This is a genomic window from Pseudobutyrivibrio xylanivorans DSM 14809 (genome assembly GCF_900141825.1).
In the GTDB taxonomy this organism is placed as follows: domain Bacteria; phylum Bacillota; class Clostridia; order Lachnospirales; family Lachnospiraceae; genus Pseudobutyrivibrio; species Pseudobutyrivibrio xylanivorans.
On the sequence record NZ_FQYQ01000002.1, the window covers coordinates 271,792 to 297,896 of the forward strand.

22 protein-coding genes are annotated in these 26,105 nt (G+C 38.8%); 19 read left to right on the forward strand and 3 right to left on the reverse strand.

Annotation, left to right across the window (positions count from 1 at the left end; all coding sequences use genetic code 11):
* The first annotated feature begins 14 nt into the window (after window positions 1-14).
* Complete coding sequence (locus BUA88_RS03005; RefSeq protein ID WP_072912507.1) at window positions 15-1,316, forward strand: hypothetical protein; 1,302 nt, start codon at window positions 15-17, stop codon at window positions 1,314-1,316.
* Between the two features lie 18 nt (window positions 1,317-1,334).
* Here the strand turns inward: BUA88_RS03005 and aroA are convergent, their stop codons facing one another.
* Window positions 1,335-2,615 carry a 3-phosphoshikimate 1-carboxyvinyltransferase gene (gene aroA, locus BUA88_RS03010; RefSeq protein ID WP_072912511.1) on the reverse strand — a complete coding sequence of 427 codons (1,281 nt, stop codon included), beginning with the start codon at window positions 2,613-2,615 and terminating at the stop codon, window positions 1,335-1,337.
* A gap of 1 nt (window position 2,616) precedes the next feature.
* Window positions 2,617-3,717, reverse strand: a complete 1,101-nt coding sequence (locus tag BUA88_RS03015) for a prephenate dehydrogenase (protein WP_072912514.1) — start codon at window positions 3,715-3,717, stop codon at window positions 2,617-2,619.
* A gap of 176 nt (window positions 3,718-3,893) precedes the next feature.
* On the opposite strand from BUA88_RS03015, the gene BUA88_RS03020 reads away from it, so the two are divergent.
* From BUA88_RS03020 to BUA88_RS03100, 17 genes are all read left to right on the forward strand, one after another.
* On the forward strand, window positions 3,894-5,990 hold the full coding sequence (locus BUA88_RS03020; protein WP_072912516.1) for an elongation factor G: 2,097 nt from the start codon (window positions 3,894-3,896) through the stop codon (window positions 5,988-5,990).
* A 145-nt stretch (window positions 5,991-6,135) separates the two neighbouring features.
* Complete coding sequence (locus BUA88_RS03025) at window positions 6,136-6,972, forward strand: glycoside hydrolase family 191 protein (RefSeq protein WP_083572362.1); 837 nt, start codon at window positions 6,136-6,138, stop codon at window positions 6,970-6,972.
* Between the two features lie 92 nt (window positions 6,973-7,064).
* Window positions 7,065-9,470, forward strand: coding sequence for a leucine--tRNA ligase (leuS, locus tag BUA88_RS03030; protein ID WP_072912519.1), 2,406 nt, complete (start codon window positions 7,065-7,067; stop codon window positions 9,468-9,470).
* Between the two features lie 63 nt (window positions 9,471-9,533).
* Complete coding sequence (locus BUA88_RS03035) at window positions 9,534-10,739, forward strand: NADP-dependent isocitrate dehydrogenase (protein ID WP_072912522.1); 1,206 nt, start codon at window positions 9,534-9,536, stop codon at window positions 10,737-10,739.
* Window positions 10,740-10,858: 119 nt separating this feature from the next.
* Window positions 10,859-11,614, forward strand: a complete 756-nt coding sequence (locus BUA88_RS03040; RefSeq protein ID WP_072912525.1) for a segregation and condensation protein A — start codon at window positions 10,859-10,861, stop codon at window positions 11,612-11,614.
* 20 nt (window positions 11,615-11,634) lie between these two features.
* Window positions 11,635-12,207, forward strand: a complete 573-nt coding sequence (gene scpB / locus BUA88_RS03045; RefSeq protein WP_072912528.1) for an SMC-Scp complex subunit ScpB — start codon at window positions 11,635-11,637, stop codon at window positions 12,205-12,207.
* A 163-nt stretch (window positions 12,208-12,370) separates the two neighbouring features.
* The gene (locus BUA88_RS03050) at window positions 12,371-13,705 is read left to right on the forward strand and encodes a carboxyl transferase domain-containing protein (protein WP_028247837.1); all 1,335 of its coding nucleotides are present in this window, start codon (window positions 12,371-12,373) and stop codon (window positions 13,703-13,705) included.
* Window positions 13,706-13,723: 18 nt separating this feature from the next.
* Window positions 13,724-14,518, forward strand: coding sequence for an OadG family protein (locus BUA88_RS03055; protein WP_072912531.1), 795 nt, complete (start codon window positions 13,724-13,726; stop codon window positions 14,516-14,518).
* Window positions 14,519-14,536: 18 nt separating this feature from the next.
* Complete coding sequence (locus tag BUA88_RS03060) at window positions 14,537-14,893, forward strand: biotin/lipoyl-containing protein (RefSeq protein WP_072912535.1); 357 nt, start codon at window positions 14,537-14,539, stop codon at window positions 14,891-14,893.
* Between the two features lie 14 nt (window positions 14,894-14,907).
* Complete coding sequence (locus BUA88_RS03065) at window positions 14,908-16,056, forward strand: sodium ion-translocating decarboxylase subunit beta (RefSeq protein ID WP_072912538.1); 1,149 nt, start codon at window positions 14,908-14,910, stop codon at window positions 16,054-16,056.
* A 41-nt stretch (window positions 16,057-16,097) separates the two neighbouring features.
* Window positions 16,098-17,516: an oxaloacetate decarboxylase subunit alpha gene (locus BUA88_RS03070; protein WP_072912541.1), complete on the forward strand. Its 1,419-nt coding sequence runs from the start codon at window positions 16,098-16,100 to the stop codon at window positions 17,514-17,516.
* Between the two features lie 200 nt (window positions 17,517-17,716).
* Window positions 17,717-18,631, forward strand: coding sequence for a MurR/RpiR family transcriptional regulator (locus BUA88_RS03075; protein WP_072912543.1), 915 nt, complete (start codon window positions 17,717-17,719; stop codon window positions 18,629-18,631).
* Window positions 18,631-19,860, forward strand: a complete 1,230-nt coding sequence (locus BUA88_RS03080; RefSeq protein ID WP_072912545.1) for a BaiN/RdsA family NAD(P)/FAD-dependent oxidoreductase — start codon at window positions 18,631-18,633, stop codon at window positions 19,858-19,860. The genes BUA88_RS03075 and BUA88_RS03080 overlap by 1 nt, the downstream gene beginning before the upstream one ends.
* Before the next feature lie 21 nt (window positions 19,861-19,881).
* Window positions 19,882-20,541, forward strand: a complete 660-nt coding sequence (gene cmk / locus BUA88_RS03085) for a (d)CMP kinase (protein ID WP_072912547.1) — start codon at window positions 19,882-19,884, stop codon at window positions 20,539-20,541.
* A 15-nt stretch (window positions 20,542-20,556) separates the two neighbouring features.
* Window positions 20,557-21,402, forward strand: a complete 846-nt coding sequence (gene ispH / locus BUA88_RS03090) for a 4-hydroxy-3-methylbut-2-enyl diphosphate reductase (protein WP_072912550.1) — start codon at window positions 20,557-20,559, stop codon at window positions 21,400-21,402.
* Complete coding sequence (gene rpsA, locus BUA88_RS03095) at window positions 21,390-22,514, forward strand: 30S ribosomal protein S1 (RefSeq protein WP_072912552.1); 1,125 nt, start codon at window positions 21,390-21,392, stop codon at window positions 22,512-22,514. Before ispH ends, rpsA begins: the two co-directional genes overlap by 13 nt.
* A 158-nt stretch (window positions 22,515-22,672) precedes the next feature.
* Entirely contained in the window at window positions 22,673-23,446 is a 774-nt protein-coding gene (locus BUA88_RS03100; protein WP_072912555.1) for a CheR family methyltransferase, read from the forward strand.
* Between the two features lie 113 nt (window positions 23,447-23,559).
* Here the strand turns inward: BUA88_RS03100 and BUA88_RS03105 are convergent, their stop codons facing one another.
* Window positions 23,560-24,618, reverse strand: a complete 1,059-nt coding sequence (locus BUA88_RS03105; protein ID WP_072912557.1) for a ribonuclease H-like domain-containing protein — start codon at window positions 24,616-24,618, stop codon at window positions 23,560-23,562.
* Between the two features lie 167 nt (window positions 24,619-24,785).
* Between BUA88_RS03105 and rsxC the strand changes: the two genes are divergently transcribed.
* Entirely contained in the window at window positions 24,786-26,105 is a 1,320-nt protein-coding gene (gene rsxC / locus BUA88_RS03110) for an electron transport complex subunit RsxC (RefSeq protein ID WP_072912559.1), read from the forward strand.

A 26,105-nucleotide genomic window follows, 5' to 3' on the forward strand; every position in this document is an offset into this window, starting at 1 on the left:
AGGACACTAAATAAATGAATTGCTATAAACAAGGCGAGTTTGATGTCACATCACTTGATGAAGAAAGTGTTGGAGTGAAGATTGCCAAGAGAGTGCTTTTGGTTCATAAAATATCTTTATTATACTTCGGATTGCTTTTGTTCCTTGGATATTATTATCTAAAGGATTATTTGGGAGTATATATTGATGGTACTTTTAATATTGCATTATTTGCATCGATTTTGATACTTTATGCGGGGCTTCTTTCAGCTTATGCAAATATGACAAAAAAGAAGCTATTATCATTAGAAGCTAGTGAAGTACATGATTATGCCTTATATTTATATCACAGACATGTCCTTTGTAAATTGCCAGCTAATAAGGCTCTCTTCTTAAAATCAATGGCTGTAGCTGATGCAAAGATGGGCGATAAGGAAAAATGTAGACAGGCTGTAGATTTAATTCCGGCATCTTTTAAGAATGATGATTTAGAGCTTGTAAAAGAATGGATTAATTCTGAGGAACAAGACTTTGATGAGAGTAAACTTGCCAAGCAAAAGGCAGCTAATCCCTTTGTCATTATTGTTTTTGCTTTACTATTATCCTATGGTGTATTTTTCTTAGGTATGGATTTAAATTACCTTTCCTGTGGTAGATATTTTCAAAGGTTTTTGACTGGATTGTCACTTTTGGATTCTATCATATCAGTTTCATTGATATATGCGTTTGGTGTATCTCTTATTGTTGCCATACATAAAAAAGGCAAGCAAAATAAGAAAGCATTCTTTATATTGTTTTGTATATTCTCTCTTTTAGGCTGTCTTATTTATAAGAGTGAATTGGTAAGCTGTTTTGAAAGATATGAACCTAGATGGAGTGATGCTGATGAGGAACTGATTGATTCCTATGATTATGATGACTATAGCTCAGAAGACTATGGTGACTATGATTACAGTTTTGACGATTCTTATTCTATTGATGCATCCTCAGAGCCTTATGATGATTTAGATATCATGAATATGATGATTGTTTTAGCGGGATATCTTAAGGAGCAGGGGATGATTGAGGATTATTATTCAAATATCAGTTTAAGCTATACTGCAAAAGGAAATGTCAGAGGAACTGTTTATAGGGATGAAGATTACGAATATAACCTCTATGATAATGGCATGAAAAAAGATGAAAATGGAAATGATTGCTTAGAGATTGTTCTTGAAGCAGAGCCTCTTGATGAAAATGGAAATTCTTTGGGACAGGCGGAGGCAAGCCTTAAAGGTTTTTATCTTATTAATCTTGAGACGAATAAAATAATTGATGAGCATAAGACTCATTGGTAAAAAAGTACCTCACTAACTTTATTGGTTAGTGAGGTTATTTAATGTTTTAAAGAAATCTGGATATGAAATACAACAACAATCTTCGTTGTCAAAAGTTGTTTCTCCATCAGCTACAAGTCCTGCTATTGCAAAGGCCATGGCGATTCGATGGTCAAGATATGTTTTAATAAGTGTTCCCTTTAATGGCATGCCACCGCTAATAATCATTCCGTCTTCAGTAGGAGTGATGTCACATCCCATATTAGTAAGATTTTCTGTAACTGTAGCGATTCTATCGCTTTCTTTTACCTTTAATTCTGACGCATCTTTAATTACGGTAGTACCTGATGCACAGGCTGCCATTACTGCAATTACTGGAAGCTCATCTATGAGGGTAGGAATAATATCCCCTGAAATCTCACATCCGTGGAGCTCACTTGTAGTTACATGGATATCAGCTACTGGTTCACCACTTACAACTCGTTCATTGAGAAGCTCAATATTTCCACCCATATCTTGAGCAACTTTTATAATACCTGCTCTGGTTGGATTCGTATTTACGTTTTTAATTAATAAATCTGCATTAGGACAGATTAAACCAGCAACAATAAAGAATGCAGCTGATGAAATATCACCTGGAACTTCTATTTTTTGACCTACAAGCTTTGGTCCGCCTACAACAGTAGCAGTTAGACCTTCTGATTTGATATTAGCTCCAAAGCCTGAAAGCATAAGCTCTGTATGATTACGTGATACAACTGGCTCTGTGACAGAAGTGATTCCGTCTGCATAAAGTCCAGCAAGAAGTACGCAGGATTTTACCTGAGCACTGGCAACAGGTGAATCATAGCGAAGTGGAGCAAGTGGAACGCCACCTACCTCAAGAGGGGCGCAGTTATTATTCTTTAATGATCTGATATATGCACCCATCTGTGTAAGAGGTGTAATGATTCTTCCCATTGGACGCTTCTGAATGGATTCATCACCATTTAATGTGCTGACAAATGGCTGCCCCGCAAGAATACCTGATATAAGTCGGGTAGTAGTACCACTGTTTCCTACATCAAGAACCTGCTGTGGCTCACTTAGTCCGTGGAGACCTTTTCCATGAATCACAACGTGGTCATGTTCTTGAGTTATATCAATTCCCATGGCTTTGAAACAGCCAATTGTGGAGCGACAGTCAGCACCATCCAGGAATCCTGTTAATTCTGTGATATCCTCGGAAATTGCACCAAACATAACGCCACGGTGGCTGATTGACTTATCTCCTGGAACCTTAATTTCACCTTTTAAACTTTTTGCTTTATTAATTGGCATATTAGTTTGTCCTTTGTCTTACGTAGTAGTTATTATGTACCAAAATAGTCTGGGCTTTTTTCATGGCCTCATCTGTATAGAATTCGATTCTAAGAACACCAGGCTCGAACTCTCTGTTATGGATGATATCAATATTCTTTACACTGATATCAGCATCAGCAAGCAGCTGAAGAACTCCTACAAGTGTACCTGGTTTATCATCAATGTCGCAATATAATTCGTAAAAACGAAGTAAAGCATTATCTGGAATAGTAATGGAATCTCTGTAATCCTTTGCCTTAGTCCAAAGTCTTAAAATTTCATCTGCATCGGATTTTAATATAGCTGTTCTAAAGTCCTCCAGCTCGTCTTTGTAGATATCTATAAGTTTAATTAAAGCATCTCTATTGCTAAGGAAAACATGCTGCCACATAGTAGGAGAACCTGATGCTATTCTTGTGATGTCCTTGAATCCACCTGCTGCAATAGTCTTGCAAATAGAACGCTCATCATCTGTATCCTGAACAAGATTAACAAGTGATGCTGCAATGACGTGTGGTAAATGTGATACAGCAGCTGTGGCATCATCATGTTCCTCAGGTGTAAGCATGATAGGAATAGCACCTAAGCTTTCAATATATGAAGCAAATTCATCGTAGGTTTCTCGATTCATTTCAGAATCAGCTGTAAGGATATAATATGCATTCTCAAGAAGAAGAGCATTTGAATGCTCAAGTCCTGTAAGCTCTGAACCAGTCATAGGATGACCACCGATAAACTGATTAGTCATACCAAGTTCTCTTGCAACAGCAGTAATATCTCCTTTTGTAGAACCTACATCAGTAATAATACAGTCTGGTTTAACAACATCTTTAAGCATCTTCAGGTAGTCGCAATTAATCTTTACAGGACTGCAAAGAAAGATGATGTCACACTGGCCAAACTGGTGAATCTTCAGAAGTCCATTGTTGTCTATAAGGCGCTCTTCAAAGGCAGCTTCGATTGTAGATTCTCTTGAAGCTGTTGCTAATATTCTTGTATTCGGATATACGTTTAATATCGCTTTTGCGATACTACCGCCAATTAATCCTAGTCCTACAAATCCTATGGTTTTTGTCTTCATAATTTTATCTCCCAAAATATTTGATGCTTTAATACTTTAAAGCGAGAATATATTTATATAATATCACATTTATCCGTTGTAAATAGTCTGAATATTAAATATAATATATATAAGTTTTATAACATCACGGCGCGGCGGGGTTAAGGCGTCGAATAACTTATTGGGAGGTAAGACACATGAAGGTATTTACTACGGACAAAATTAGAAACGTTGTGTTACTTGGTCACAGCGGGGCGGGCAAAACCAGTCTCATCGAATCGATGGCTTTTCTAGCTGGTCAGATCAGCAAGCCAGGCACTATCGAGGCTGGTAATACCATTAGTGACTACGACAAACTGGAGACAAAAAACAAATTTTCTATCTACACTTCTTTAGTTCCAATCATTTGGGGCGATACTAAGATTAATTTCCTAGACACACCAGGTTATTTTGATTTCGTCGGAGAAGCTGAGGAGGCAGTTTCAGCAGCAGATGCGGCTATTATTGTTATTTCAGGTAAAAGCGGAATTGAAGTTGGTACAAAGAGAGCTTGGGAGATGTGCGACAAATTTAATCTTCCTAGAATGGTATTTGTAACTGACATGGATATAGATGATGCCAGCTATAGAGAAATCGTTGAGGAGCTTCAGAGTTTGTACGGAAAGAAGATTGCTCCTTTCCATCTTCCAATAAGAGAAAATGGAGAGTTTGTTGGCTATGTAAATGTCATTCAGCAGATGGGCAAGCGCTGGAAGGCTGATGGTACAGTTGAGCATAGTGATGTACCTGATTACAGTCAGGAATATTTGGAGAAATATCGTGAAGCTTTGATGGAATCAGTTGCTGAAACATCAGAGGAATTCATGGATAGATATTTTGGTGGCGAAGAGTTCTCTGAGGATGAAATTCGTCAGGCACTTCGTGTAAACGTAGCTTCAGGTGATATTGTTCCTGTCATGATGGGATCAAATCTTACTAACAGAGGTCAGTATACAATGCTTACCGACGTTGTTAAGTATCTTCCATCACCAGCAGATTGCAAGATTACAGGAATTAATGCAAATACGAATGAAGTATATGAAGCAAACTATGACTTCTCTAAGCCAAAGAGTGCTTATGTATTTAAGACAATCGTTGATCCATTCGTTGGTAAGTATTCTCTTATCAAGGTTAATTCAGGTGTTCTTAAGACAGATGATTTGCTTTATAACAAACATAAAGAGTCTGAGGAGAAGATTGGTAAGCTTTACATCTTAACAGGAAGCAAGGCTGAGGAAGTTCCCGAGGTACATGCTGGAGATATCTGTGCACTTTCTAAGCTTCAGAAGGTTGCTACAACAGATTCCCTTTCTACAAAGGCTAATCCAATCCTTTACATCAGAACACCACTTTCAGTTCCTTATACATACAAGAGATATAAGGCTAAAAACAAGGGAGATGAAGATAAAATTGCACAGGCACTTTCTAAGCTTTGTGCTGAAGACTTAACAATCAAGGCTGTTAATGATGGCGAGAATAACCAGTCACTTCTCTATGGTATCGGCGACAGACATATTGATATGCTTGTTCAGAAGCTTAATGAGAAGTACAAAGTAGACATCGAGCTTAGCCAGCCAAAGATTGCTTTCAAGGAAACAATCAGAGGAAAGGCTGATGTTGAGTACAAGTATAAGAAGCAGACCGGTGGTCACGGACAGTATGGCCATGTTAAGATGACCTTTGAGCCTTCTGGAAATATGGAGGAGCATTACAACTTTACAGAGTCTGTAGTTGGTGGTGCAGTTCCTAAGAACTACTTCCCAGCTGTTGAGAAGGGCTTATCAGAGGCAGTACTTGCAGGACCTCTTGCAGCTTATCCTGTAGTTGGTGTACATGCTAATCTTTATGATGGAAGCTATCATCCAGTTGATTCTTCAGAAATGGCATTCAAGGTTGCAGCTAAGGGTGCATTCAAGGATGGTATCATGAAGGCTAATCCAATTCTTCTTGAGCCTATCGAGACACTTAAGGTTGTAGTTCCAGATAGCTACACTGGTGATGTAATGGGTGATTTGAACAAGAGACGTGGACGTGTTCTTGGTATGAACCCTACAGAAACTGGTGGAAAGACTGAGGTTATGGCAGAAGTTCCTATGGCTGAGCTTTATGGCTATGACACAACACTTCGTTCTATGACTGGTGGTTATGGAACATTCTCTTATGAGTTGGCTCGTTACGAGCAGGTTCCATCTGATGTTCAGGCTAAGGAGGTTGAGAGACGCGCTAATAAGATTAAGGATGTAGACGAAGAATAACTACATAAATATATTTACAGGCTGTCAGTAATGGCAGCCTGTTTTTTACTTTAAAGGAAATAAGCTTACAGGTGTCAATGTTGACTATGTGATTTATTAGTATTAATCTACTACCTAAACGAAAATATAGAAGGATTATTATCATATGAAAATAATAGGAAGATTTTTTGCACTTGCTATGGGAATAGTCTTTGTAGGTTTATTTATTCATATTTACAATGATAATGACATATGGGAAAAAATTAGATCTGAGGAATATGGGGTGTATATAGGTGCGAACCCAGAGGATTTGTTAGAAAAAGATTTACCTAAGACTATTGTAATTGATGCTCAGTATTATACTTCAAAAGAAATCGGCAAATTAAAGGAAGATGGTCATATCGTATATACGTATCTTAATTTAGGCTCTATTGAGAGCTTCAGAGACTACTACAATGACTATGAAGATATAACCCTTGGTGCTTATGAAAATTGGGATGATGAGCAGTGGGTTGATGTTTCACAAGCTAAATGGCAGGATTTCGTTTTAGAAATGGCTGATGATCTGTTAGATAAAGGGGTAGATGGATTTTTTATTGATAATTGTGATGTTTATTATAATTATCCTACTGATGAAATTTTTGATGGTGTTTCTGCAATTTTAAGAAAGCTAAATGGAAGGGATACCTATGTATTAATAAATGGTGGAGATTATTTTGTCACTGAATACTATAATCGATATGATTCCTTAGATGCTATTTTAGATGGTGTTAATCAAGAAACCGTATATACAGCAATTGATTGGCAGAATGATAAATTTACTGTAAACGAAGAGAATGAAAGAGATTACTTCCTTTCTTATCTTGTTCTTGTTATGGATGATGGAAAGGATGGGTATGCTCTTGAATATACAAATGATGAGGATATAAAGAAACAAGCAATTAAGCTGGCTAATTCCTACGGATATCATATATATGTGTCAGATTCACTTGAATTAAATTAGAAGATAAATTAAATCTAGGTTATTCGTTGCAAAAATATCATGGGTTTATTATAATTTTTGTTTAGTTAGATATAGAGCGAGGTATAAATACAATGAAACATAATTTCAAAGCAATTGAAAAAAAGTGGCAAGCAGCTTGGGAAAAAGATGAAATTTTCAAAGCTGTAGATGGTTCAGATAAGCCTAAATTCTATGGTCTTGTAGAATTTCCATATCCATCTGGTGCCGGAATGCACGTTGGACATATCAAGGCTTATTCTTCTGTTGAAGTAGTTTCAAGAAAGCGTAGAATGCAGGGCTATAATGTATTATTCCCTATCGGATTTGATGCATTTGGTCTTCCTACAGAAAATTATGCCGTAAAAACTAATACACATCCTAGAAAAATCACAGATGACAATATTAAAAAGTTCACTACTCAGCTTAAGAGTGTAGGCTTCTCATTTGATTACAGTCGTACAATCGACACTACTCAGGAGGACTACTATAAGTGGACTCAGTGGATTTTCCTTAAGATGTTCGAGAAGGGCCTTGTTTTCAGAGATAAGACTCTTGTAAATTATTGCCCACATTGTAAGGTGGTTCTTTCAAACGAGGATTCACAGGGCGGTAAGTGTGATATCTGTGACACAGACGTAATCCAGAAGGAAAAGGATGTTTGGTATCTTCGCATTACAGAGTATGCTGATAAGCTCCTTGAGGGACTTGAGGGACTTGATTTCCCTGAGAATATCAAGCAGCAGCAGGTTAACTGGATTGGTAAGTCAAAGGGTGCTTTCGTAAACTTCACACTTGATGGAATCGAAGATAAGCTTGAGATTTACACAACTCGTCCCGATACACTTTGCGGTGTTACATTTATGGTAATTGCTCCAGAGCATCCATATATTGATAAGTATGCTGATAAGATTTCTAACATGGACGCTATTATGGCTTACAGAGCTGAGTGCCAGAAGAAGTCTGAGTTTGAGCGTACACAGCTTGTTTCAAAGGATAAGACAGGCGTTAGAGTTGAAGGCTTTGATGCAATCAACCCTATCACAGGAAAGAAAATCCCTGTATTTATTTCAGATTACGTAATGATGGGTTATGGAACAGGTGCTATTATGGCTGTTCCTGCACATGATCAGCGTGACTGGGACTTCGCTACTAAGTTCGGTATTGATATTATCCCTGTTATTGAGGGTGGAGATGTTACTAAGGAAGCTTACACAGGCGAAGGTAACATGATTAATTCTGAGTTCCTTAACGGTCTTAATAATAAAAAGGACTCAATCGATAGAATGATTCAGGAATTAGAGAAGCTTGGTTGTGGTAAGGCTGGTGTTCAGTTCAAGATGAAGGATTGGGCATTTAACAGACAGCGTTACTGGGGTGAGCCTATTCCAATCGTTCACTGTCCAACATGTGGCGATGTAGCAGTTCCATTTGAGGAGCTTCCACTTAAGCTTCCTGTAATGGATAAGTTTGAGCCAGGTACAGATGGTGAGTCACCACTTGCTAGAGTTGAGAGCTTCGTTAACTGCAAATGTCCTAAGTGTGGAGGTGCTGCAAAGCGTGAGACAGATACTATGCCACAGTGGGCTGGTTCATCTTGGTACTTCCTTCGTTACATTGATCCACATAATGATAACGAGTTTGCCGCAATGGACAAGCTCAACTACTGGATGCCAGTTGACTGGTACAACGGTGGTATGGAGCACGTTACACGCCACTTGATTTATTCACGTTTCTGGCATCACTTCCTTTATGACCTTGGTGTAGTTAATACTCCAGAGCCATATAAGAAGAGAAGTGCACAGGGTATGATTCTTGGCGAGGACGGACAGAAGATGTCTAAGTCTCGTGGAAACGTTATTGATCCACTTGATATTGTAGATGCTTACGGTGCAGACACACTTCGTACTTACGTATTATTCATGGGTGATTACGGCGCAGCTGCTCCTTGGTCAGATGCATCTGTTCGTGGATGTAAGAGATTCCTTGAGAGATTCGCAGGTCTTACAGATATCGTTACTGATGAGGCTAACAGCGAATCAATCGAGACAGGTATCCATAAGACAATTAAAAAGGTTTCTGAGGATATCGAAGCTATGAAGTACAACACTGCTATTGCAGCTATGATGGGACTTCTTAACGATATCATTGCAGAGGGACATATTACAAAGGATAATCTTGTACTTCTCGTTAAGATTTTAGCTCCATTTGCTCCACATCTTTGTGAGGAAATGTATGCTGAGCTTGGCGGAGAGGGTTATGTATCACTTTCAGCTTGGCCAGAGTTTGACCCAGCAAAGATTGTTGAGTCTACAATCGAAATCGCTGTTCAGGTAAATGGTAAGCTTAAGGCTACTATCAAGATTCCTAACGGTTGTGAGAAGGATGAGGCGCTTTCAATTGCAAAGGCTGACGCTTCTGTTGCTGGCGCAATCGAGGGCAAGAATCTCGTTAAAGAAATCTATGTTCCAAACAAGATTGTTAACCTTGTAGTTAAATAAGACTTAAGCCTGCCATTGCGGCAGGCTTATTCTATAAAAGTTATAAGATAAGGAGAATACGTTATGAGCAAAATTCAAATGACAACCCCACTCGTAGAGATGGACGGCGATGAGATGACACGCATCCTCTGGCAGATGATTAAGGATGAACTTCTTCTTCCTTTCATCGATTTAAAGACTGAGTATTATGACCTTGGTCTTGAGCACAGAAATGAGACAGATGACAAGGTAACAGTAGAGTCTGCAGAGGCTACAAAGAAATATGGAGTTGCTGTAAAGTGCGCCACAATCACTCCTAACGCAGCTCGTATGACAGAGTACAATCTTAAGGAGATGTGGAAGAGCCCTAATGGAACTATCCGTGCAATCCTTGATGGTACAGTATTCCGTGCGCCAATCGTTGTAAAGGGCATTGAGCCAAATGTTAAATCTTGGAAGAAGCCTATTACTATTGCTCGTCATGCTTATGGTGATGTTTACAAGAATACTGAGATGGTTATTCCAGCAGCTGGTAAGGTAGAGCTTGTTTACACATCTGAGGATGGTAAGGAAGAGCGTGCTCTTGTTCATACATTTAATGGACCAGGTGTGGTTCAGGGACAGCACAATCTTAACGATTCAATCGAAAGCTTTGCTCATAGCTGTTTTAAATATGCTTTAGATACTAAGCAGGATTTATGGTTTGCTACAAAGGATACAATTTCTAAGAAGTATGACCATACATTTAAGGATGTATTCCAGGAAATATTTGATAAGGAATACAAGGATGCTTTTGATAAGGCTGGTATCGAATATTTCTATACACTTATCGATGATGCAGTTGCTCGTGTTATGAAGTCTGAGGGTGGATTTATTTGGGCATGCAAGAATTATGATGGTGATGTTATGTCAGATATGATTTCATCTGCTTTTGGTTCACTTGCCATGATGACATCAGTACTTGTTAGCCCTGCTGGATATTATGAGTACGAGGCTGCTCACGGAACTGTTCAGCGTCACTACTACAAGCACTTAAAGGGTGAGGAGACATCTACAAACTCAGTAGCTACAATCTTTGCCTGGACTGGAGCTCTTAGAAAGCGTGGAGAACTTGATAATATTCCTGAGCTTTCAGCTTTCGCAGACAAGCTTGAGAAGGCTTGCATCAAGACAATTGAGGAGGGAAAGATGACAAAGGATTTGGCTCTCATTACATCTATTGAGAACCCAACAGTCCTTAATTCAAGGGATTTCATCATCGAAATTCGTAAAACTCTCGAATCTCTCTAAAATAGTCTGAAAACACTAAATCTTGTGGTTTCGTTTATTGACTTGTACTATATAGTCTATTATAATAATCTCATGTTATAGGCATGAGATTATTTTTTGCCTTTATTAGGAGAAAATGTATGGAAATGAATGTTAAACTACAGGTTTTCGAAGGGCCTTTAGATTTACTATTACATTTGATTGATAAGAACAAAGTTGATATTTACGACATCCCTATTGTTGAGATTACTGATCAGTATATGGATTATGTTCGTGCTATGGATAATAGCGACCTGGATGTCATGTCTGAGTTCCTTCTTATGGCTACCACACTTCTTGATATCAAGAGCCGTATGTTATTACCACAGGAAGAGAAGACAGAAGAGGGCGAGGAACCTGAGGATCCACGTGCAGAGCTTGTTCAGCAGTTGTTGGAATATAAGATGTATAAGACTATTTCTTATCAGCTTAGAGACAGACAGCTTGATGCTAGCCTTGTTTTCTACAAGGAGCCTACCATTCCAGAGGAAGTTTTAAAGTACCAGCAGCCAGTTGATTTGGAAGAGCTTATGGCAGACCTTACATTAAATAAGCTTAATGATATTTTCCAGCAGGTGCTTAAGCGTCAGGATAATAGAAGGGATCCAATTCGTTCCACATTCGGAAAGATTAAAAAGGAAGAAGTTTCCCTTGAGCAGAAGATGGAATGGACTATCGCATTTGCTAAGGCTCATAACACATTCAGTTTTAGAAATCTTCTTGAGGCAGCACATTCAAAGACAGAGGTTATTGTTACATTCCTTTGTATTTTAGAGATGATGAAGGCTGGTCAGATTAATATCACACAGGAGGATACCTTCACTGATATTTTGATTGAATCCAGAATCGCAGCCTAATATCGACGGAGTAAATAATTATGGAATTAAAAGAGATTGAAAATATAGTAGAGGGCATCTTATTTGCAATGGGAGGCACAGTTGAGGCTTCAAAGATTGCAAAGGCACTTGAAATAGAAGAAAAACAGGTTGTTGCAGCTATTAATTCACTTAAAGAATCTTATGCAGCAAACAATCGCGGCATCACAATTACTGAGATAGATGGTGCATACCAGATGTGTACCAATCCAGAAATTTATGAATATCTCATCAGGATTGCAAAGCAGCCACGTAAATACGTATTGACAGATGTTCTTCTTGAGACTCTTTCAATTATTGCATATAAGCAGCCTATTACAAAATCTGAGATTGAAAAAATTAGAGGAGTTTCCTGTGATTTCGCTGTTTCAAAGCTTGTTGAACTTGGCTTATGTGCTGAGCTTGGACGCCTTGATGCACCAGGAAGACCAATGCTTTTTGGCACTACAGAAGAGTTTTTACGTTCATTTGGTGTAAGCTCTATCGAAGAACTTCCAGAACTTTCACAGACTCAGATTGAGGAGTTTAAAATCGAGGCAGAAAACGAAGCAAATAACGTTGAAGTTACGATATAAAATAATTTAAAAAATCAAGTAAATTTAAACAAAAAACCACCCAAATTTTTGGGTGGTTTTTTATGACAATTTTTCAGCGCATTTACGTTGAAAACAGAATTAAAATACACTATTATTAGACTTGCGAGAAATTTGAAATATTTTATATAAATGGAGGTATGAGATGGGTAATGATTTAAGTCAAGCTCAGGCTAGAATTAATGCATTGCTTGATGACAACAGCTTTGTTGAGCTTCAGTCATTAGTAATGTCACGCAACACAGATTTTAACCTTGATGCAAAGAAAGAACCATCAGATGGAGTTATTATTGGTCATGGTCTTGTGGATGGCACATTAGTGTTCGTTTTCAGCCAGAACGCCGAGGTTTTGGGCGGTACAATTGGTGAGATGCATGCTAAGAAGATTCTGTCACTTTATGACATGGCACTTAAAGTTGGTGCTCCTGTCATCGGATTTATCGATTGTGGTGGTGTTCGTCTTCAGGAGTCTTTTGATGCTCTTGAAGCTCTTGGTTCTGTAATCGAGCGAGCAGCTGATGTAAAGGGTGTTATTCCACAGCTTATGTGTGTAGCAGGTAATTGTGGTGGTGGACTTTCAGTTCTTCCTTCACTTGCTGATTTCACATTCATGGTTGATGGTGCTTCACTTTTCTATAACTCTCCAGATGCTATTAAAGGCAACAGAGCAGAAGAATGCGATTCATCTTCAGCAGCATTCCAGTTTGAAGAAGCTGGTACAGTAGATATGCACGGATCTCTTTCTGAGGTTGTTGCATCTATGAGACAGGTTATCTCTATGATTCCTAACGACATTACAGAGGCTACAGATGATCTTAACAGAGCATCAGAAGGTCTCGAGTCTAAGGTGGGTGACGCAGCAGCTGTTGCTACAGAGATTGCTGATAACAGAGAATTTATCGAGCTTAAGGCTGGTTTCGCAAAGGAAATGGTTACAGGTCTTATGAAGCTTGATGGAGTAACAATTGGTGTAGTAGGTAATAGAGAAGTTGACGGAGAAGCTTTCCTTTCTGCAGCTGGTTGCGAGAAAGCAGCTGATTTTGTTGATCTTTGCGATATGTACGAAATCCCAGTTCTTTCTATTACTAATGTAGCTGCATTCAAGTCTTGTGTATGTCAGGAGAAGCGTTTACCACGTGCTCTTGCTCAGATGACACAGAGATTTGTTGATGCTAGCATTCCTAAGATTAATCTTATTACTAAGCAGGCTTATGGTTCGCCTTATGTTCTTATGAACTCTAAGTCTCTTGGTGCAGATTTAGTATACGCTTTCGAGACAGCATCTGTTGGTGCTATGGAAGCTGCTAAGGCTGCTAGAATCTTAAGCGAAAATGGAACAGACGCAGCTGCTATTGAAAAGGATTATGCTCAGCTTCAGGATAGTGCACTTACAGCTGCAGCACATGGTCACATTGATAGAATCGTTTCTACAGCAGATGCTAGAAAATACATTATTGCAGGATTTGAGATGTTCTTTTAAGAGCAGGAAGGTGAATTTATGAAAAAAAGAATTTTAGTAGTTTTCACTACCTTAATCCTTGCTCTTAGTCTTGTTGCCTGTGGTGGCAAGAAAGATAACACTTACGGAGGATACGATACAGAAGCTTACGACACTATTGCGAAGCTATACATGAATTACGCACTTAGCTTAGATGAGTCTGAATACGAGCAGGCTACTGAGTATTTCATGGCTAATGGTCTTGGTCAGTATAGCGATGCTGTTAAAGAAGCTGGTCTTCCTAAGTTCTTATCTACAAGCTTTGTAGGCTTTGATGATCTTCTTAATAGCTACAAAGATATTAAGGATGTTAAGGTAGGAGATTTTGTTGACTTTGGTAAGGTTGAGGTTGAGAAGTCTGGTAAGACAATTACAGCCACAATGATTACTGATTTTACAGTTAGAGATTTAAAGACAACATTTGTTTACAAGGCAAATGATGTTGATGCTGGTCCTACAGCAGTTGATATCGAGCCAGTTTACACATTAGGTGAGACAATGCAGAAGGCTGCACTTAACACAGTAATGGGTATCCTTATTGTGTTCTGTATGCTTATTGTTATGTCTGGTGTAATCAAGTGCTTCGAGATTATTCCTAAGCTTGAGAAGAAAGCTAAGGAAAAGAAGGAAGAGCCACAGGCTGTTGCTGCTCCTGCAGCTACACCAGTTGCTACATCCGCTAAAAATGAGACAGATGATTTACAGCTTGTTGCTGTTATTGCTGCAGCAATCGCTGCTAGCACAGGAGCTTCTACAGATTCGTTTGTAGTACGTTCCATCAAGAAAAGATTTTAGACTTAGGAGGAATTATCCATGAAAAATTATACAATCACTGTTAATGGAACAGTATACGATGTTACTGTAGAAGATAAGGGAGGCTCTGGCGTATCTCCAGTTACTCCTGCTGCAGCTCCAAAGGCTGCTGCTCCAGCACCAGTTGCTACAGGTGCTGCTGGTGGTGTTAAGATCGAGGCAGGTGCTGCTGGTAAGGTTGTTAAGATTGCAGCTGCTGCAGGTGCTTCTGTAAAGAAGGGTGACCCTGTTGTTGTTCTTGAGGTTATGAAGATGGAAACACCTGTTGTTGCACCTCAGGATGGTACTGTTGCATCAATCAACTGCAACGAAGGTCAGCAGGTTGAGGCAGGCGCACTTCTTGCAACTATGAACTAATAGGAGGATTACACATGAGTTACGTTGGAGAGACATTGTTAAACCTGGCTCATCAGACTGCATTTTTCAATCTGACCTGGGGTAACTTTGTCATGATAGCGGTTGCCTGTGTTTTCCTTTACCTTGCAATAAAAAAAGGATACGAACCACTTCTTTTATTACCAATCGCTTTTGGTATGTTGTTGGTAAACATTTATCCTGACATCATTGCATCTCCAGAGGAAACCTCCAATGGAGTAGGCGGCTTGCTTTATTATTTCTATACTCTTGATGAGTATTCAATTCTTCCATCACTTATTTTCATGGGTGTTGGAGCTATGACAGATTTCGGTCCACTTATTGCAAATCCAATCAGCTTCTGGCTTGGTGCTGCTGCACAGATTGGTATTTTCACAGCTTACCTTCTTGCAATCCTTCTTGGATTCTCAGATCAGGCAGCTGCTGCAGTATCAATCATCGGTGGTGCAGATGGACCTACATCTATTTTCCTTGCTGGTAAATTAGGACAATCAGCACTTATGGGACCTATTGCTGTTGCTGCATATTCATATATGTCATTGGTTCCAATTATTCAGCCTCCTATTATGAAGGCGCTTACAACAAAGGAAGAGCGTTCTATTAAGATGGCTCAGCTTCGTCCAGTTTCAAAGCTTGAGAAGATTCTCTTCCCAATCGTTGTTACTATCATTGTATGTTTGATCTTACCTACAACAGCTCCACTTGTTGGTATGCTTATGCTTGGTAACCTTTTCAAGGAGTCTGGTGTTGTAAATCAGCTTACAGAGACTGCATCAAATGCCCTTATGTACATCGTAGTTATTCTTCTTGGTACATCAGTAGGTGCATCTACATCTGCTGAGGCATTCTTAAATGCAGCTACAATCAAGATCGTTGTTCTTGGTCTTGTTGCTTTCGTATTTGGTACAGCAGCTGGTGTATTATTCGGAAAGCTTCTTTGCCATGTTACAGGTGGTAAGATCAATCCGCTTATCGGTTCAGCTGGTGTTTCTGCTGTTCCTATGGCAGCGCGTGTTTCACAAAAGGTCGGTGCAGAAGAGGATCCTACAAACTTCCTTCTTATGCATGCTATGGGACCAAACGTTGCTGGTGTTATCGGAACTGCCGTTGCAGCCGGTGTATTCATGGCAATATTTGGTGTGTAATATTGCACTTCTTCAATTAGTAAACTAGGAGGATAAAATAAATGGCAGATATTAGTCCAAAGCCAGTTAAAATAACTGAGACAATACTTAGAGATGCACATCAGTCTCTTATTGCAACTCGTATGCCAACCTCTATGATGCTTCCTATCGTAGATAAGATGGATAAGGTTGGTTACAACGCAGTAGAGTGCTGGGGTGGTGCTACATTCGATGCTTCACTTCGTTTCCTTAAGGAAGATCCATGGGAGCGACTTAGAAAGCTTCGTGATGGCTTCAAGAACACAAAGCTTCAGATGCTTTTCAGAGGCCAGAATATTTTAGGATACAGCCAGTATCCAGATGATGTTGTTGAGTACTTCGTTCAGAAGTCAATTGCAAATGGTATTGATATCATTCGTATTTTCGACTGCCTCAACGATATCAGAAACCTTCAGACAGCTGTAAGTGCAACAAACAAGGAGAAGGGACACGCTCAGGTTGCTCTTTCTTACACACTTGGTGATGCATATACACTTGATTACTGGAAGGATATTGCAAAGCGTATCGAGGATATGGGCGCAGATTCAATCTGTATCAAGGATATGGCTGGTCTTCTTGTTCCAGCTAAGGCTTATGAGCTTGTTACAGCATTAAAGGAGTCTACATCACTTCCTATCGAAATGCATACACACTACACATCAGGTGTAGCTTCAATGACATACATGAAGGCTGTTGAGGCTGGTGCAGATATCATCGACTGTGCTATGTCTCCATTCGCTCTTGGAACATCACAGCCAGCTACAGAAGTTATGGCAGCTGCTTTCGAAGGCACACCATACGATACAGGCTTTGATCAGGAGCTTCTTTCTGAAATCGCTGATTACTTCAGACCATACAGAGAAGAGTGCATCGAGAGCGGTCTTCTTTCTACAAAGGTACTTGGTGTTAACATCAACACACTTCGTTATCAGGTACCAGGTGGTATGCTTTCAAACCTTATCAGCCAGTTAAAGGAGCAGGGTAAGGAAGATAAGCTTCGTGAGGTTCTTGAGGAAGTACCTCGTGTACGTAAGGACCTTGGTGAGCCACCACTTGTTACACCTTCATCTCAGATTGTAGGTACACAGGCTGTGTTCAATGTACTTATGGGTGAAAGATACAAGGTTGTAACAGAGCAGACTAAGGATATTCTTCTTGGAAAGTATGGTCAGACTGTAAAGCCATTCAACCCAGAGGTTGTTGAGAAGGCTCTTGGTGCTGATAAGGATAAGGCAATCACATGCCGTCCAGCAGATTTGATTGAGCCAGGTCTTGCTAAGTTTGAGGAGGAATGCAAGCAGTGGAAGCAGCAGGATGAGGATGTCCTCACATATGCTCTTTTCCCTAAGGTTGCTACAGAGTTCTTCGAGTATCGTGAGGCTCAGCAGACACAGGTTGACCCTGCAAAGGCTGACAAGGCAAATAAGGCTTATCCTGTTTAATTAAAGCTATTTTGAGTAATGCAAGATTTCTTGCATTACTCTTTTTTTGTTTACTATTCAGAACTAAATACTTTATAATAAAATGACTTGCTTGCAAGAGTCTATTTATTATAAAGTATTTAGTGAGAACCACACATGAGCAAAAGTAAAATGCTGTAAGCATGATTTTGCGAATGGGTGATGAATAGTAAAGGGATCTTATGGCTACAACAACAGATTTAATTTCAAAAATTAATGAAAAATATGGAAGAATGTCAAAAGGACAAAAGCTTTTGGCAAATTACATCATAGATAATTACGACAAGGCAGTATTTCTTACTGCGGCTAAGCTTGGAGAAATCATTGGAATCTCTGAATCTACCGTTGTAAGATTTGCATCTTTTATTGGATATAGCGGATATCCTGAGTTTCAGCAGGCTTTGGAGGCTATGGTTAGAACGAAGCTTAATACCAGTGACAGGGTGGAAATTACCAAGGGTGGTATTGAACAAAACGGTGTCCTTAGAGAAGTACTTTCTTCAGATGCTTTAAAAATAAAAAACACAATGGAGAACATGGATGAGGCTGCTTTTTACAATGCTGTCGAAACATTGCTTAAAGCTAGAAGGATTTATGTTGTAGGTATTCGTACATGTGCTCCTCTTGCATCATTTTTATCATTCTACTTAAACCTTATCTTTGATAATGTAGTTAACTTGCAGACATCATCTGCATCTGAGCTCTTTGAGCAGATGATTCATATAGGCGAGGAGGATTGTATAATAGGTATTTCATTCCCTAGATATTCAATGCGTACTCTTAAGGCTCTTGAGTTTGCAAATAACAGACAAGCCCATGTAATTACTATTACAGATTCCATCCATTCACCAATGAATCTTTACAGCTCTTGCAATCTTATTGCTGAAAGCGATATGCATTCTGTTGTGGATTCATTAGTTGCTCCGCTTTCAGTTATAAATGCTCTGATTGTAGAGCTTTGCAATCGCAGACAGGCACAGGTGGCTGAAACACTTGATATGGTCGAGAATGTCTGGAATGAATATCAATTTTATGAGAATGATGAAATTGATATGGTTGATGATTCTATTAAAATGTTCTATCCAGGAGAATCTTAATGGCAAATGTTATTGTTATAGGCGGTGGCGCAGCAGGTATGATGGCGTCATACGCAGCGGGAATGTGTGGACATACAGTCACACTTCTTGAAAAGAATGAAAAATTAGGTAAGAAGATTTATATCACTGGAAAAGGCAGATGTAATTTTACAAACGCCTGTGATATAGAAGACTTCTTTAAAAATATAGTTAGTAATCCTAAGTTTTTGTATAGCTCCCTATACACCTTTGGACCAGAGTCAATGATTGATTTCATAGAAATGAATGGTACTCCTACAAAAGTAGAGCGTGGTAACAGAGCTTTCCCGGTTTCGGATCATGCATCGGATATTACGAAGGCTTTGGAAAAGGCACTTAAGGACTATGGAGTAAAAATAAAGCTCCATACTGAGGTACAGGATATTATCATCGAGGATGGTAATGTGTCAGGAGTCATTTTAAAGGATGGCACTAAAATGACCTGTGACCATGTTGTTGTTGCGACTGGCGGCTTATCATACAGAACAACTGGTTCTACAGGCGACGGATTAAAATGGGCTAAGAAGGCAGGGTTGAATGTTACAGAGACAAGACCAGCCCTTGTTCCACTTAATACAAAAGAAGCGTATATCCCTACAATGCAGGGGCTTGCTCTCAAAAATGTAAATCTTACGATTTATGATGATAAAAAAAAGCTATATGACAGCTTTGGTGAGATGCTATTCACTCACTTTGGTGTTAGTGGACCGCTAGTTCTTTCAGCTAGCTCTATAATAGGAAAGACTCTTCAGAAAAAAGGAAGCCTAAGAGCAGTTGTTGATTTAAAACCAGCTCTTTCTAGAGAAGAGCTTGAAAATCGAATTTTAAGAGATTTCAATGAAAACATGAACAAGCATTTAAGCTCAGTTCTTAGAGGCTTGCTCCCTAGCTCAATGGTTCCTGTTTTTATAGAGATTATGGATTTTGATGACAGCCGTCAGATTAATTCAGTCACAAAAGAAGAGAGAGGACAGCTTCTTGATTTGTTAAAAGCGTTTCCTTTCACTATTTTAGGGCTTCGCGATTATAATGAAGCCATTGTGACACAAGGTGGAGTTTCTGTGAAAGATATTGACCCATCTACCTTAAAATGTAAAAATATAAATGGTCTTTCCTTTGTTGGAGAGGTTCTTGATTTGGATGCCTTTACAGGGGGCTTCAATTTACAAATTGCCTGGTCTACAGGTTACCTGGCCGGGTTATCAATATAGGATTTTGGAGGATATTTGAAAATGGCAATGAACGTTGCAATCGACGGACCAGCTGGTGCTGGTAAATCTACAATAGCAAAAGCTATTGCGAAGAAATTAGGATATGTATATGTAGATACTGGAGCTATGTATAGAGCTATGGCATTATTTTTCCTTCGCTCTAACATATCAAAAGATGATGAGGCAAAGATTTCTTCAGTAGTTGATGATATTAATGTTTCTATTAAATATGAAGACGGCGCACAGCATGTAATCCTTAACGGAGAGGATGTTACAGGTCTAATTCGTACAGAAGAGGTAGGTAATATGGCCAGCGCTACTTCTGTATATGGTCCAGTTAGATCTAAGCTTGTTGCTCTTCAGCAGGAGCTTGCTAAGACTACAGATGTTATCATGGATGGTCGTGATATCGGTACAGTAGTTCTTCCAAATGCTGATGTTAAGGTTTTCCTTACAGCTTCAGTAGAGTGCAGAGCAAAGAGACGTTATGACGAGCTTGTTGCAAAGGGTCAGGATGCAGACTTTGATCAGATTGCAAAGGATATTGAGGAGCGTGACTACCGCGATTCACATAGAGAAATCAGCCCACTTAAGCAGGCTGAGGATGCAACACTTGTAGATAGTTCAGATATGACTATCGATGAGGTTGTTGAAGCAATTATTAATTTATGTAATAAATAAATTGATGAGGTGTATATGAAAGTTACTTTAGCCAAGTCAGCAGGCTTCTGTTTCGGTGTTCAGCGAGCAGTAGATGTTGTAGAAAAACAAATCAGCGAAGGAGCTGCACCTTTATATACCTATGGCCCAATCATTCATAATGAAGAAGTTGTTAAAGGCTTCGAGGCACATGGTGTAAAGGTAATGGAGGAGGATTCAAATGAATCCTACCCAGCAGGTACAGTAATTATTCGTTCTCATGGTGTTACAAGAGCAGTCGAAGAAGATTTAAAGGCAAAGGGACATACAATCATTGATGCAACTTGTCCATTTGTAAAAAAGATTCATCGAGCAGTTGATGAACACTCAAAGGCAGGAGAGCATATCGTTATTATTGGAAACCCAGATCATCCAGAAGTTAGGGGTATAGTAGGTTGGATTAATGGCAATGATTACACAGTTATTCCTGACGAGAAGGCGGCTGTGGATTTTTCAGTTAATACTCACGCGGGTATTTGTATTGTGTCTCAAACCACCTTTAATCATAATAAATTTCAAGAATTAGTTGAAATTATAAAGCAAAAAGGTTATCATATTATTGTTTTGAATACAATATGCGATGCGACTAATAAGCGACAGGTTGAAGCAGATGAAATCGCTTCCAAAGTAGATGCTATGATAGTCATTGGAAGTAAGAACTCTTCCAACACGCAGAAATTGTATGAAATATGCAAAACAAAATGCAACGATACTTACTATATACAGACAGCTGATGATTTACAGCTTTCTGGCCTTAGTTCCATTGAAAGTGTAGGTATTACCGCAGGGGCATCCACCCCAAACAATATTATCGAGGAGGTTCAAAAGAAATGTCAGAAATGAGTTTTGAACAAATGCTAGAGGAATCATTTAAAACTATACACAATGGAGAGGTCGTAGACGGTACTGTTATCAGTGTTAAGCCTGATGAAATCGTTTTAAATATCGGTTACAAGTCAGATGGTATTATTACACGTTCTGAGTACACCAACGAGTCAAACGTAGATCTTACTACTGTTGTTAAGGTTGGCGACCCACTTTCTGCTATTGTTGTAAAGGTTAATGATGGCGAGGGCCAGGTTCTCTTATCTTATAAGAGACTTGTTCAGGAAAAGGGTAATGAGAGATTAGCAGAGGCATTCGAGAACGGTGAAGTTCTTACAGCTACTGTTGATAAGGTTCTTAAGGGTGGCCTTACAGTTGTTGTTGATGAAGCAAGAGTATTTATCCCAGCTTCATTCGTATCAGATGTTTACGAGAAGGATCTTGGAAAGTACCAGGGTCAGGAAATCAGCTTTATTATTACAGAATTTGATCCAAAGCGTCGTAGAATCATTGGTAACAGAAAGACACTTCTTGTTGCTGATAGAGCAAAGGCTCAGGAAGAGCTTATGTCAAAGATTGCTGTTGGTCAGGAATTTGAAGGAACAGTTAAGAACGTTAAGGACTTTGGTGCATTCATCGATTTAGGTGGTGCTGATGGTCTTCTCCACATCTCAGAGATGAGCTGGGGTCGTGTTGAGAATCCTACAAAGACTCTTAATGTTGGAGATACAATTAAGGTATTTGTTAAGGAAATCAAGGACGGAAAGATTGCTCTTTCTTGCAAGTTTGACAATGAGAACCCATGGAATGGTGCTGCAGATAAGTACGCTGTAGGCTCTGTTGTTAAGGGTAAAGTTGTTCGTATGAAGGACTTCGGTGCTTTCGTAGAGCTTGCTCCTGGTATTGATGCACTTCTTCACGTTTCTCAGATTTCTAAGGAGCGTATTGAGAAGCCTTCTGATGTACTTACTATCGGACAGGATATCGAGGCAAAGGTTGTTGAGTTCAACGATGACGAGAAGAAGATCAGTCTTTCAATGAAGGCTCTTCTTGAGCCAGAGACAGCTGATGCTGATGAGGCAGAGGTTGCTGATGTTAATGTTGAGGAAGTAGCAGCTTCAGAAGAATAAAATGACTAGTTATAAGACCTAGATTAGTTTCTAGGTCTTATTTTTTGTTTATTCTTAGAAATATAACAATAAATACACAAATAATCAGTATAATGTATCTATTCAAAGTGGTGGTATCTAATCTTTAGATAGAATTTTATACTATTAAGGAGTGTAATATGGATAATTACGAAGGATTCAAGCAGGAAGTTCACAACCTTACAAAGATTGACCTTAGCTCTTACAAAGAGAAACAGATGCGTCGTCGAATTGATTCTCTTGTTACTAAGCATAAATGTAAGGAGTATCATGAATATGTAATGCTTCTTAAAAATGATAAGGAAGTCTTTGACGAATTTGTAAATTTCCTGACAATTAATGTATCTGAATTCTATAGAAATCCTGAACAATGGGATCTTATGAGCAAGGAATTCATTCCCGAGCTTATGAAGAAATCTGGTCAGAATCTTAAGATTTGGAGTGCAGCTTGTTCCACAGGTGATGAGCCATATTCTTTGGTAATGTGTTTGTCACAGCATATTCCACTTAATAAGATTAAGATTTTCGCTACTGATTTGGATAAACAGGTTATCGCTACTGCAAAGGTTGGTTTATATAGCGCAAAGAGTATTGCCAATGTACCAGCTGATCTTAAGAAGAAATTCTTTACACAGGTTGGTAACTCTTATCAGATTAGTGATGAAGTAAAAAGATGTGTAGAGTTTAAGGAACATAATCTTCTTAGAGATCCTTATCCTTCAAATTACGACATGATTGTATGTAGAAACGTATTAATCTACTTTACAGATGAAGCTAAGACAGAAGTATATGACAAGTTCTGCAAATCCCTTAGGACAGGTGGAATCCTTTTCATTGGATCTACAGAACAGGTAATAGACTACAAAGAACTGGGATATAAGAGAAGATATTCCTTCTATTACGAGAAAGTATAAAAAAATATACAACGAGCTATGGTTACGCTCTCAATCCTAAGATATTGCTCCGTCGAGCTGAAGAAAGCTCTCCTTGAGCAACACTTAGAGATTGATAGCTACCATAGCTCTTTTTAATGCTTTAACATATATCTAGTAATTTTGATAAAAATATCTTCTTTAATATCTGTTACGGATACGTATGCCTCCTTAGAGTTGTACTCAGGTTTGAATACTCGTGTGTTCCCAACATCAAATCCCTTTGGTAGAGCTACGAAAGAGCCTTCAGCAGATACTTTACAATCCTGACGGCTTGCTGGACGGCGACAGCTTTTATCTATACTTTCACCAATTGATTTTGGAACTATCATGTCTTCATTAATGAGATAGTAGTAATTTCTGTAATCTGGCAGGAAAGTATATAAAGAACCGTTGAATAAATTCAAAGTAACGTAAATACGATTTCCTTTTATAATATACATTCCGTATTCACGAATTTTATTAATAGAATTAGGCAAATCTATTGATGATTCAATTTCAAATCTAAGTTTATTTTCGTCTGTTTCATGACTCAAATATCGTATATCCGAATTAAGTAAATCCGCATATGCCATAATATCAGAGATGTAAATCATACCCTTAATATCCTCATAATTATGAAGGAGAATAAGGTCTTTTGATTCATTGTCTCCCATAAGAGAATAGTGCTGATATACAGGGATTAGCTCGCCTCCATTATATTTATCTTCGCGGTGTAACCCTAAGAATTCCTCGATAGTTTTTTGCTTATAATTTGGTAAATCTAAAAGACATTTTGCCTTTGTAGTCGTAAGATACATATCGATGTGATGTTTTGTTTTAATAGCAGTATTAAACTTATATTTTCTGCATCTTTCTACAATAAAAGCTTCATCAAATCTGGTGGAATTAAAGCCAAGTAAATTATCGTATTTACAAATTACTTTTTCAAATTCCTCAAGAACTTCAAGCTCTTCAGCTTCATTTTTTGCTAAAAGCTGAGTGATGGCGATTTTATTTCCCAGTCTTACCGCATATCCGATAAGATATATAAATGATTTCCTAGGTGAAAGACCAGTACATTCTATATCAAAAAATACTGTGTTCTCATCAAAATATTTATCTAAAGAGTAGCTGATATTATCTATGTCATAGCTATATTCTATAATTTCCATGTTAAGTGTCCTTTTTATTATGATTTGCACAAACAACACAACTACTTTACCATTTTTGTACTTAAAAATATACAAAATAAATGATAATATTTATCTTTTGTTTCCATCAAAATGATACAATTTACTTAAGTGTTATGAAACAAATTTTCAAAAGAGGGGTAAAGTACATGGGCCTTAAGACATTCAAAGGTGGTGTTCATCCTTACGACGGCAAAGAACTTTCAAAGGAAAAGCCTATAAAGGATTTACTACCACAGGGGGAAATGGTTTATCCATTGTCACAACACATTGGTGCGCCAGCGGTAGCCTGCGTTTCTGTAGGTGATACTGTACTTAGAGGTCAGAAGATTGCTGATGCGGGAGGTTTTGTTTCTGCACCTATTTTTTCTTCTGTATCAGGCACTATAAAAGCTATAGAGCCTAGGCGAGTACCTACGGGAGACATGGTGAACTCCATCGTCATCGAAAGCGATGGGAAATTTATTGAGAAAGGCTTTGAAGGTTGTGAAGACTATACAAAGCTTTCAAAAGAGGAACTCATTAAAAAGATTCAGGAAGCTGGAATTGTTGGTATGGGTGGAGCCGGATTCCCTACCCATGTTAAGCTTTCACCAAACAATCCAGAAAACATTGAGTTCATCATTGCAAACTGTGCAGAGTGTGAGCCTTATCTTACATCTGATTACAGATCAATGGTTGAAGAGCCTGAAAAACTCATTACTGGAATGAAGATTATTCTTCAGCTGTTTCCAAAAGCAAAGGGACTTCTTGGAATAGAAGATAATAAGAGTGATGTTATCGAATCTCTGTCTAAGCTCTGTGAAAAAGAACCTCGTCTCGAGGTAGTTCCACTTATGACAAAGTATCCTCAGGGCGGTGAGCGTCAGCTCATCAAAGCCTGCACGGGTAGAGAAATTAATTCAAAGAAGCTTCCTGCTGATGCAGGTTGTATCGTAGATAATGTTGCCACTATTAATGCTGTCTACACAGCAGTTGTAGAGGGCAAGCCTGTTATGGACAGAATTTTCACCATTACAGGAGATGCAATTATGGAACCACGTAACTTCCGTATTTGCATCGGTACAAGCTACAAGGAAATACTTGAAGCTGCAGAAGGATATGTAAGAGAGCCACAGAAGCTTATCTCTGGCGGTCCTATGATGGGATTTGCACTTATGGATGTGAATGTACCTACTACAAAGACATCAGGTGCACTGGTTGCTCTTTCAGAGGATGAGGTTTCTAAGTACGAGACAACTGCTTGTATTAACTGCGGCAGATGTGTAGAAGCATGTCCTGAAAATCTTATTCCTTCTCGACTTTCTAAGTTTTCTGATCATGGCGATAAGGAACAGTTCGAAAAATGGTACGGACTTGAGTGTATTGAGTGCGGCAGCTGCAGCTTTGCATGTCCTGCTCGCAAGCCTCTGGCTCAGGCAATAAAGACCATGAAGAAGATGGTTCTGGCAGATAAGAGAAAAAAGTAG

What these genes read in the sequence shown, in the direction of transcription:
- BUA88_RS03005 (WP_072912507.1), top strand. Translation starts at nt 15, where the DNA reads ATGAATTGCTATAAACAAGGCGAGTTTGATGTCACATCACTTGATGAA.
- aroA (WP_072912511.1), bottom strand. Translation starts at nt 2,615, where the DNA reads ATGCCAATTAATAAAGCAAAAAGTTTAAAAGGTGAAATTAAGGTTCCA.
- BUA88_RS03015 (WP_072912514.1), bottom strand. Translation starts at nt 3,717, where the DNA reads ATGAAGACAAAAACCATAGGATTTGTAGGACTAGGATTAATTGGCGGT.
- BUA88_RS03020 (WP_072912516.1), top strand. Translation starts at nt 3,894, where the DNA reads ATGAAGGTATTTACTACGGACAAAATTAGAAACGTTGTGTTACTTGGT.
- BUA88_RS03025 (WP_083572362.1), top strand. Translation starts at nt 6,136, where the DNA reads ATGAAAATAATAGGAAGATTTTTTGCACTTGCTATGGGAATAGTCTTT.
- leuS (WP_072912519.1), top strand. Translation starts at nt 7,065, where the DNA reads ATGAAACATAATTTCAAAGCAATTGAAAAAAAGTGGCAAGCAGCTTGG.
- BUA88_RS03035 (WP_072912522.1), top strand. Translation starts at nt 9,534, where the DNA reads ATGAGCAAAATTCAAATGACAACCCCACTCGTAGAGATGGACGGCGAT.
- BUA88_RS03040 (WP_072912525.1), top strand. Translation starts at nt 10,859, where the DNA reads ATGGAAATGAATGTTAAACTACAGGTTTTCGAAGGGCCTTTAGATTTA.
- scpB (WP_072912528.1), top strand. Translation starts at nt 11,635, where the DNA reads ATGGAATTAAAAGAGATTGAAAATATAGTAGAGGGCATCTTATTTGCA.
- BUA88_RS03050 (WP_028247837.1), top strand. Translation starts at nt 12,371, where the DNA reads ATGGGTAATGATTTAAGTCAAGCTCAGGCTAGAATTAATGCATTGCTT.
- BUA88_RS03055 (WP_072912531.1), top strand. Translation starts at nt 13,724, where the DNA reads ATGAAAAAAAGAATTTTAGTAGTTTTCACTACCTTAATCCTTGCTCTT.
- BUA88_RS03060 (WP_072912535.1), top strand. Translation starts at nt 14,537, where the DNA reads ATGAAAAATTATACAATCACTGTTAATGGAACAGTATACGATGTTACT.
- BUA88_RS03065 (WP_072912538.1), top strand. Translation starts at nt 14,908, where the DNA reads ATGAGTTACGTTGGAGAGACATTGTTAAACCTGGCTCATCAGACTGCA.
- BUA88_RS03070 (WP_072912541.1), top strand. Translation starts at nt 16,098, where the DNA reads ATGGCAGATATTAGTCCAAAGCCAGTTAAAATAACTGAGACAATACTT.
- BUA88_RS03075 (WP_072912543.1), top strand. Translation starts at nt 17,717, where the DNA reads ATGGCTACAACAACAGATTTAATTTCAAAAATTAATGAAAAATATGGA.
- BUA88_RS03080 (WP_072912545.1), top strand. Translation starts at nt 18,631, where the DNA reads ATGGCAAATGTTATTGTTATAGGCGGTGGCGCAGCAGGTATGATGGCG.
- cmk (WP_072912547.1), top strand. Translation starts at nt 19,882, where the DNA reads ATGGCAATGAACGTTGCAATCGACGGACCAGCTGGTGCTGGTAAATCT.
- ispH (WP_072912550.1), top strand. Translation starts at nt 20,557, where the DNA reads ATGAAAGTTACTTTAGCCAAGTCAGCAGGCTTCTGTTTCGGTGTTCAG.
- rpsA (WP_072912552.1), top strand. Translation starts at nt 21,390, where the DNA reads ATGTCAGAAATGAGTTTTGAACAAATGCTAGAGGAATCATTTAAAACT.
- BUA88_RS03100 (WP_072912555.1), top strand. Translation starts at nt 22,673, where the DNA reads ATGGATAATTACGAAGGATTCAAGCAGGAAGTTCACAACCTTACAAAG.
- BUA88_RS03105 (WP_072912557.1), bottom strand. Translation starts at nt 24,618, where the DNA reads ATGGAAATTATAGAATATAGCTATGACATAGATAATATCAGCTACTCT.
- rsxC (WP_072912559.1), top strand. Translation starts at nt 24,786, where the DNA reads ATGGGCCTTAAGACATTCAAAGGTGGTGTTCATCCTTACGACGGCAAA.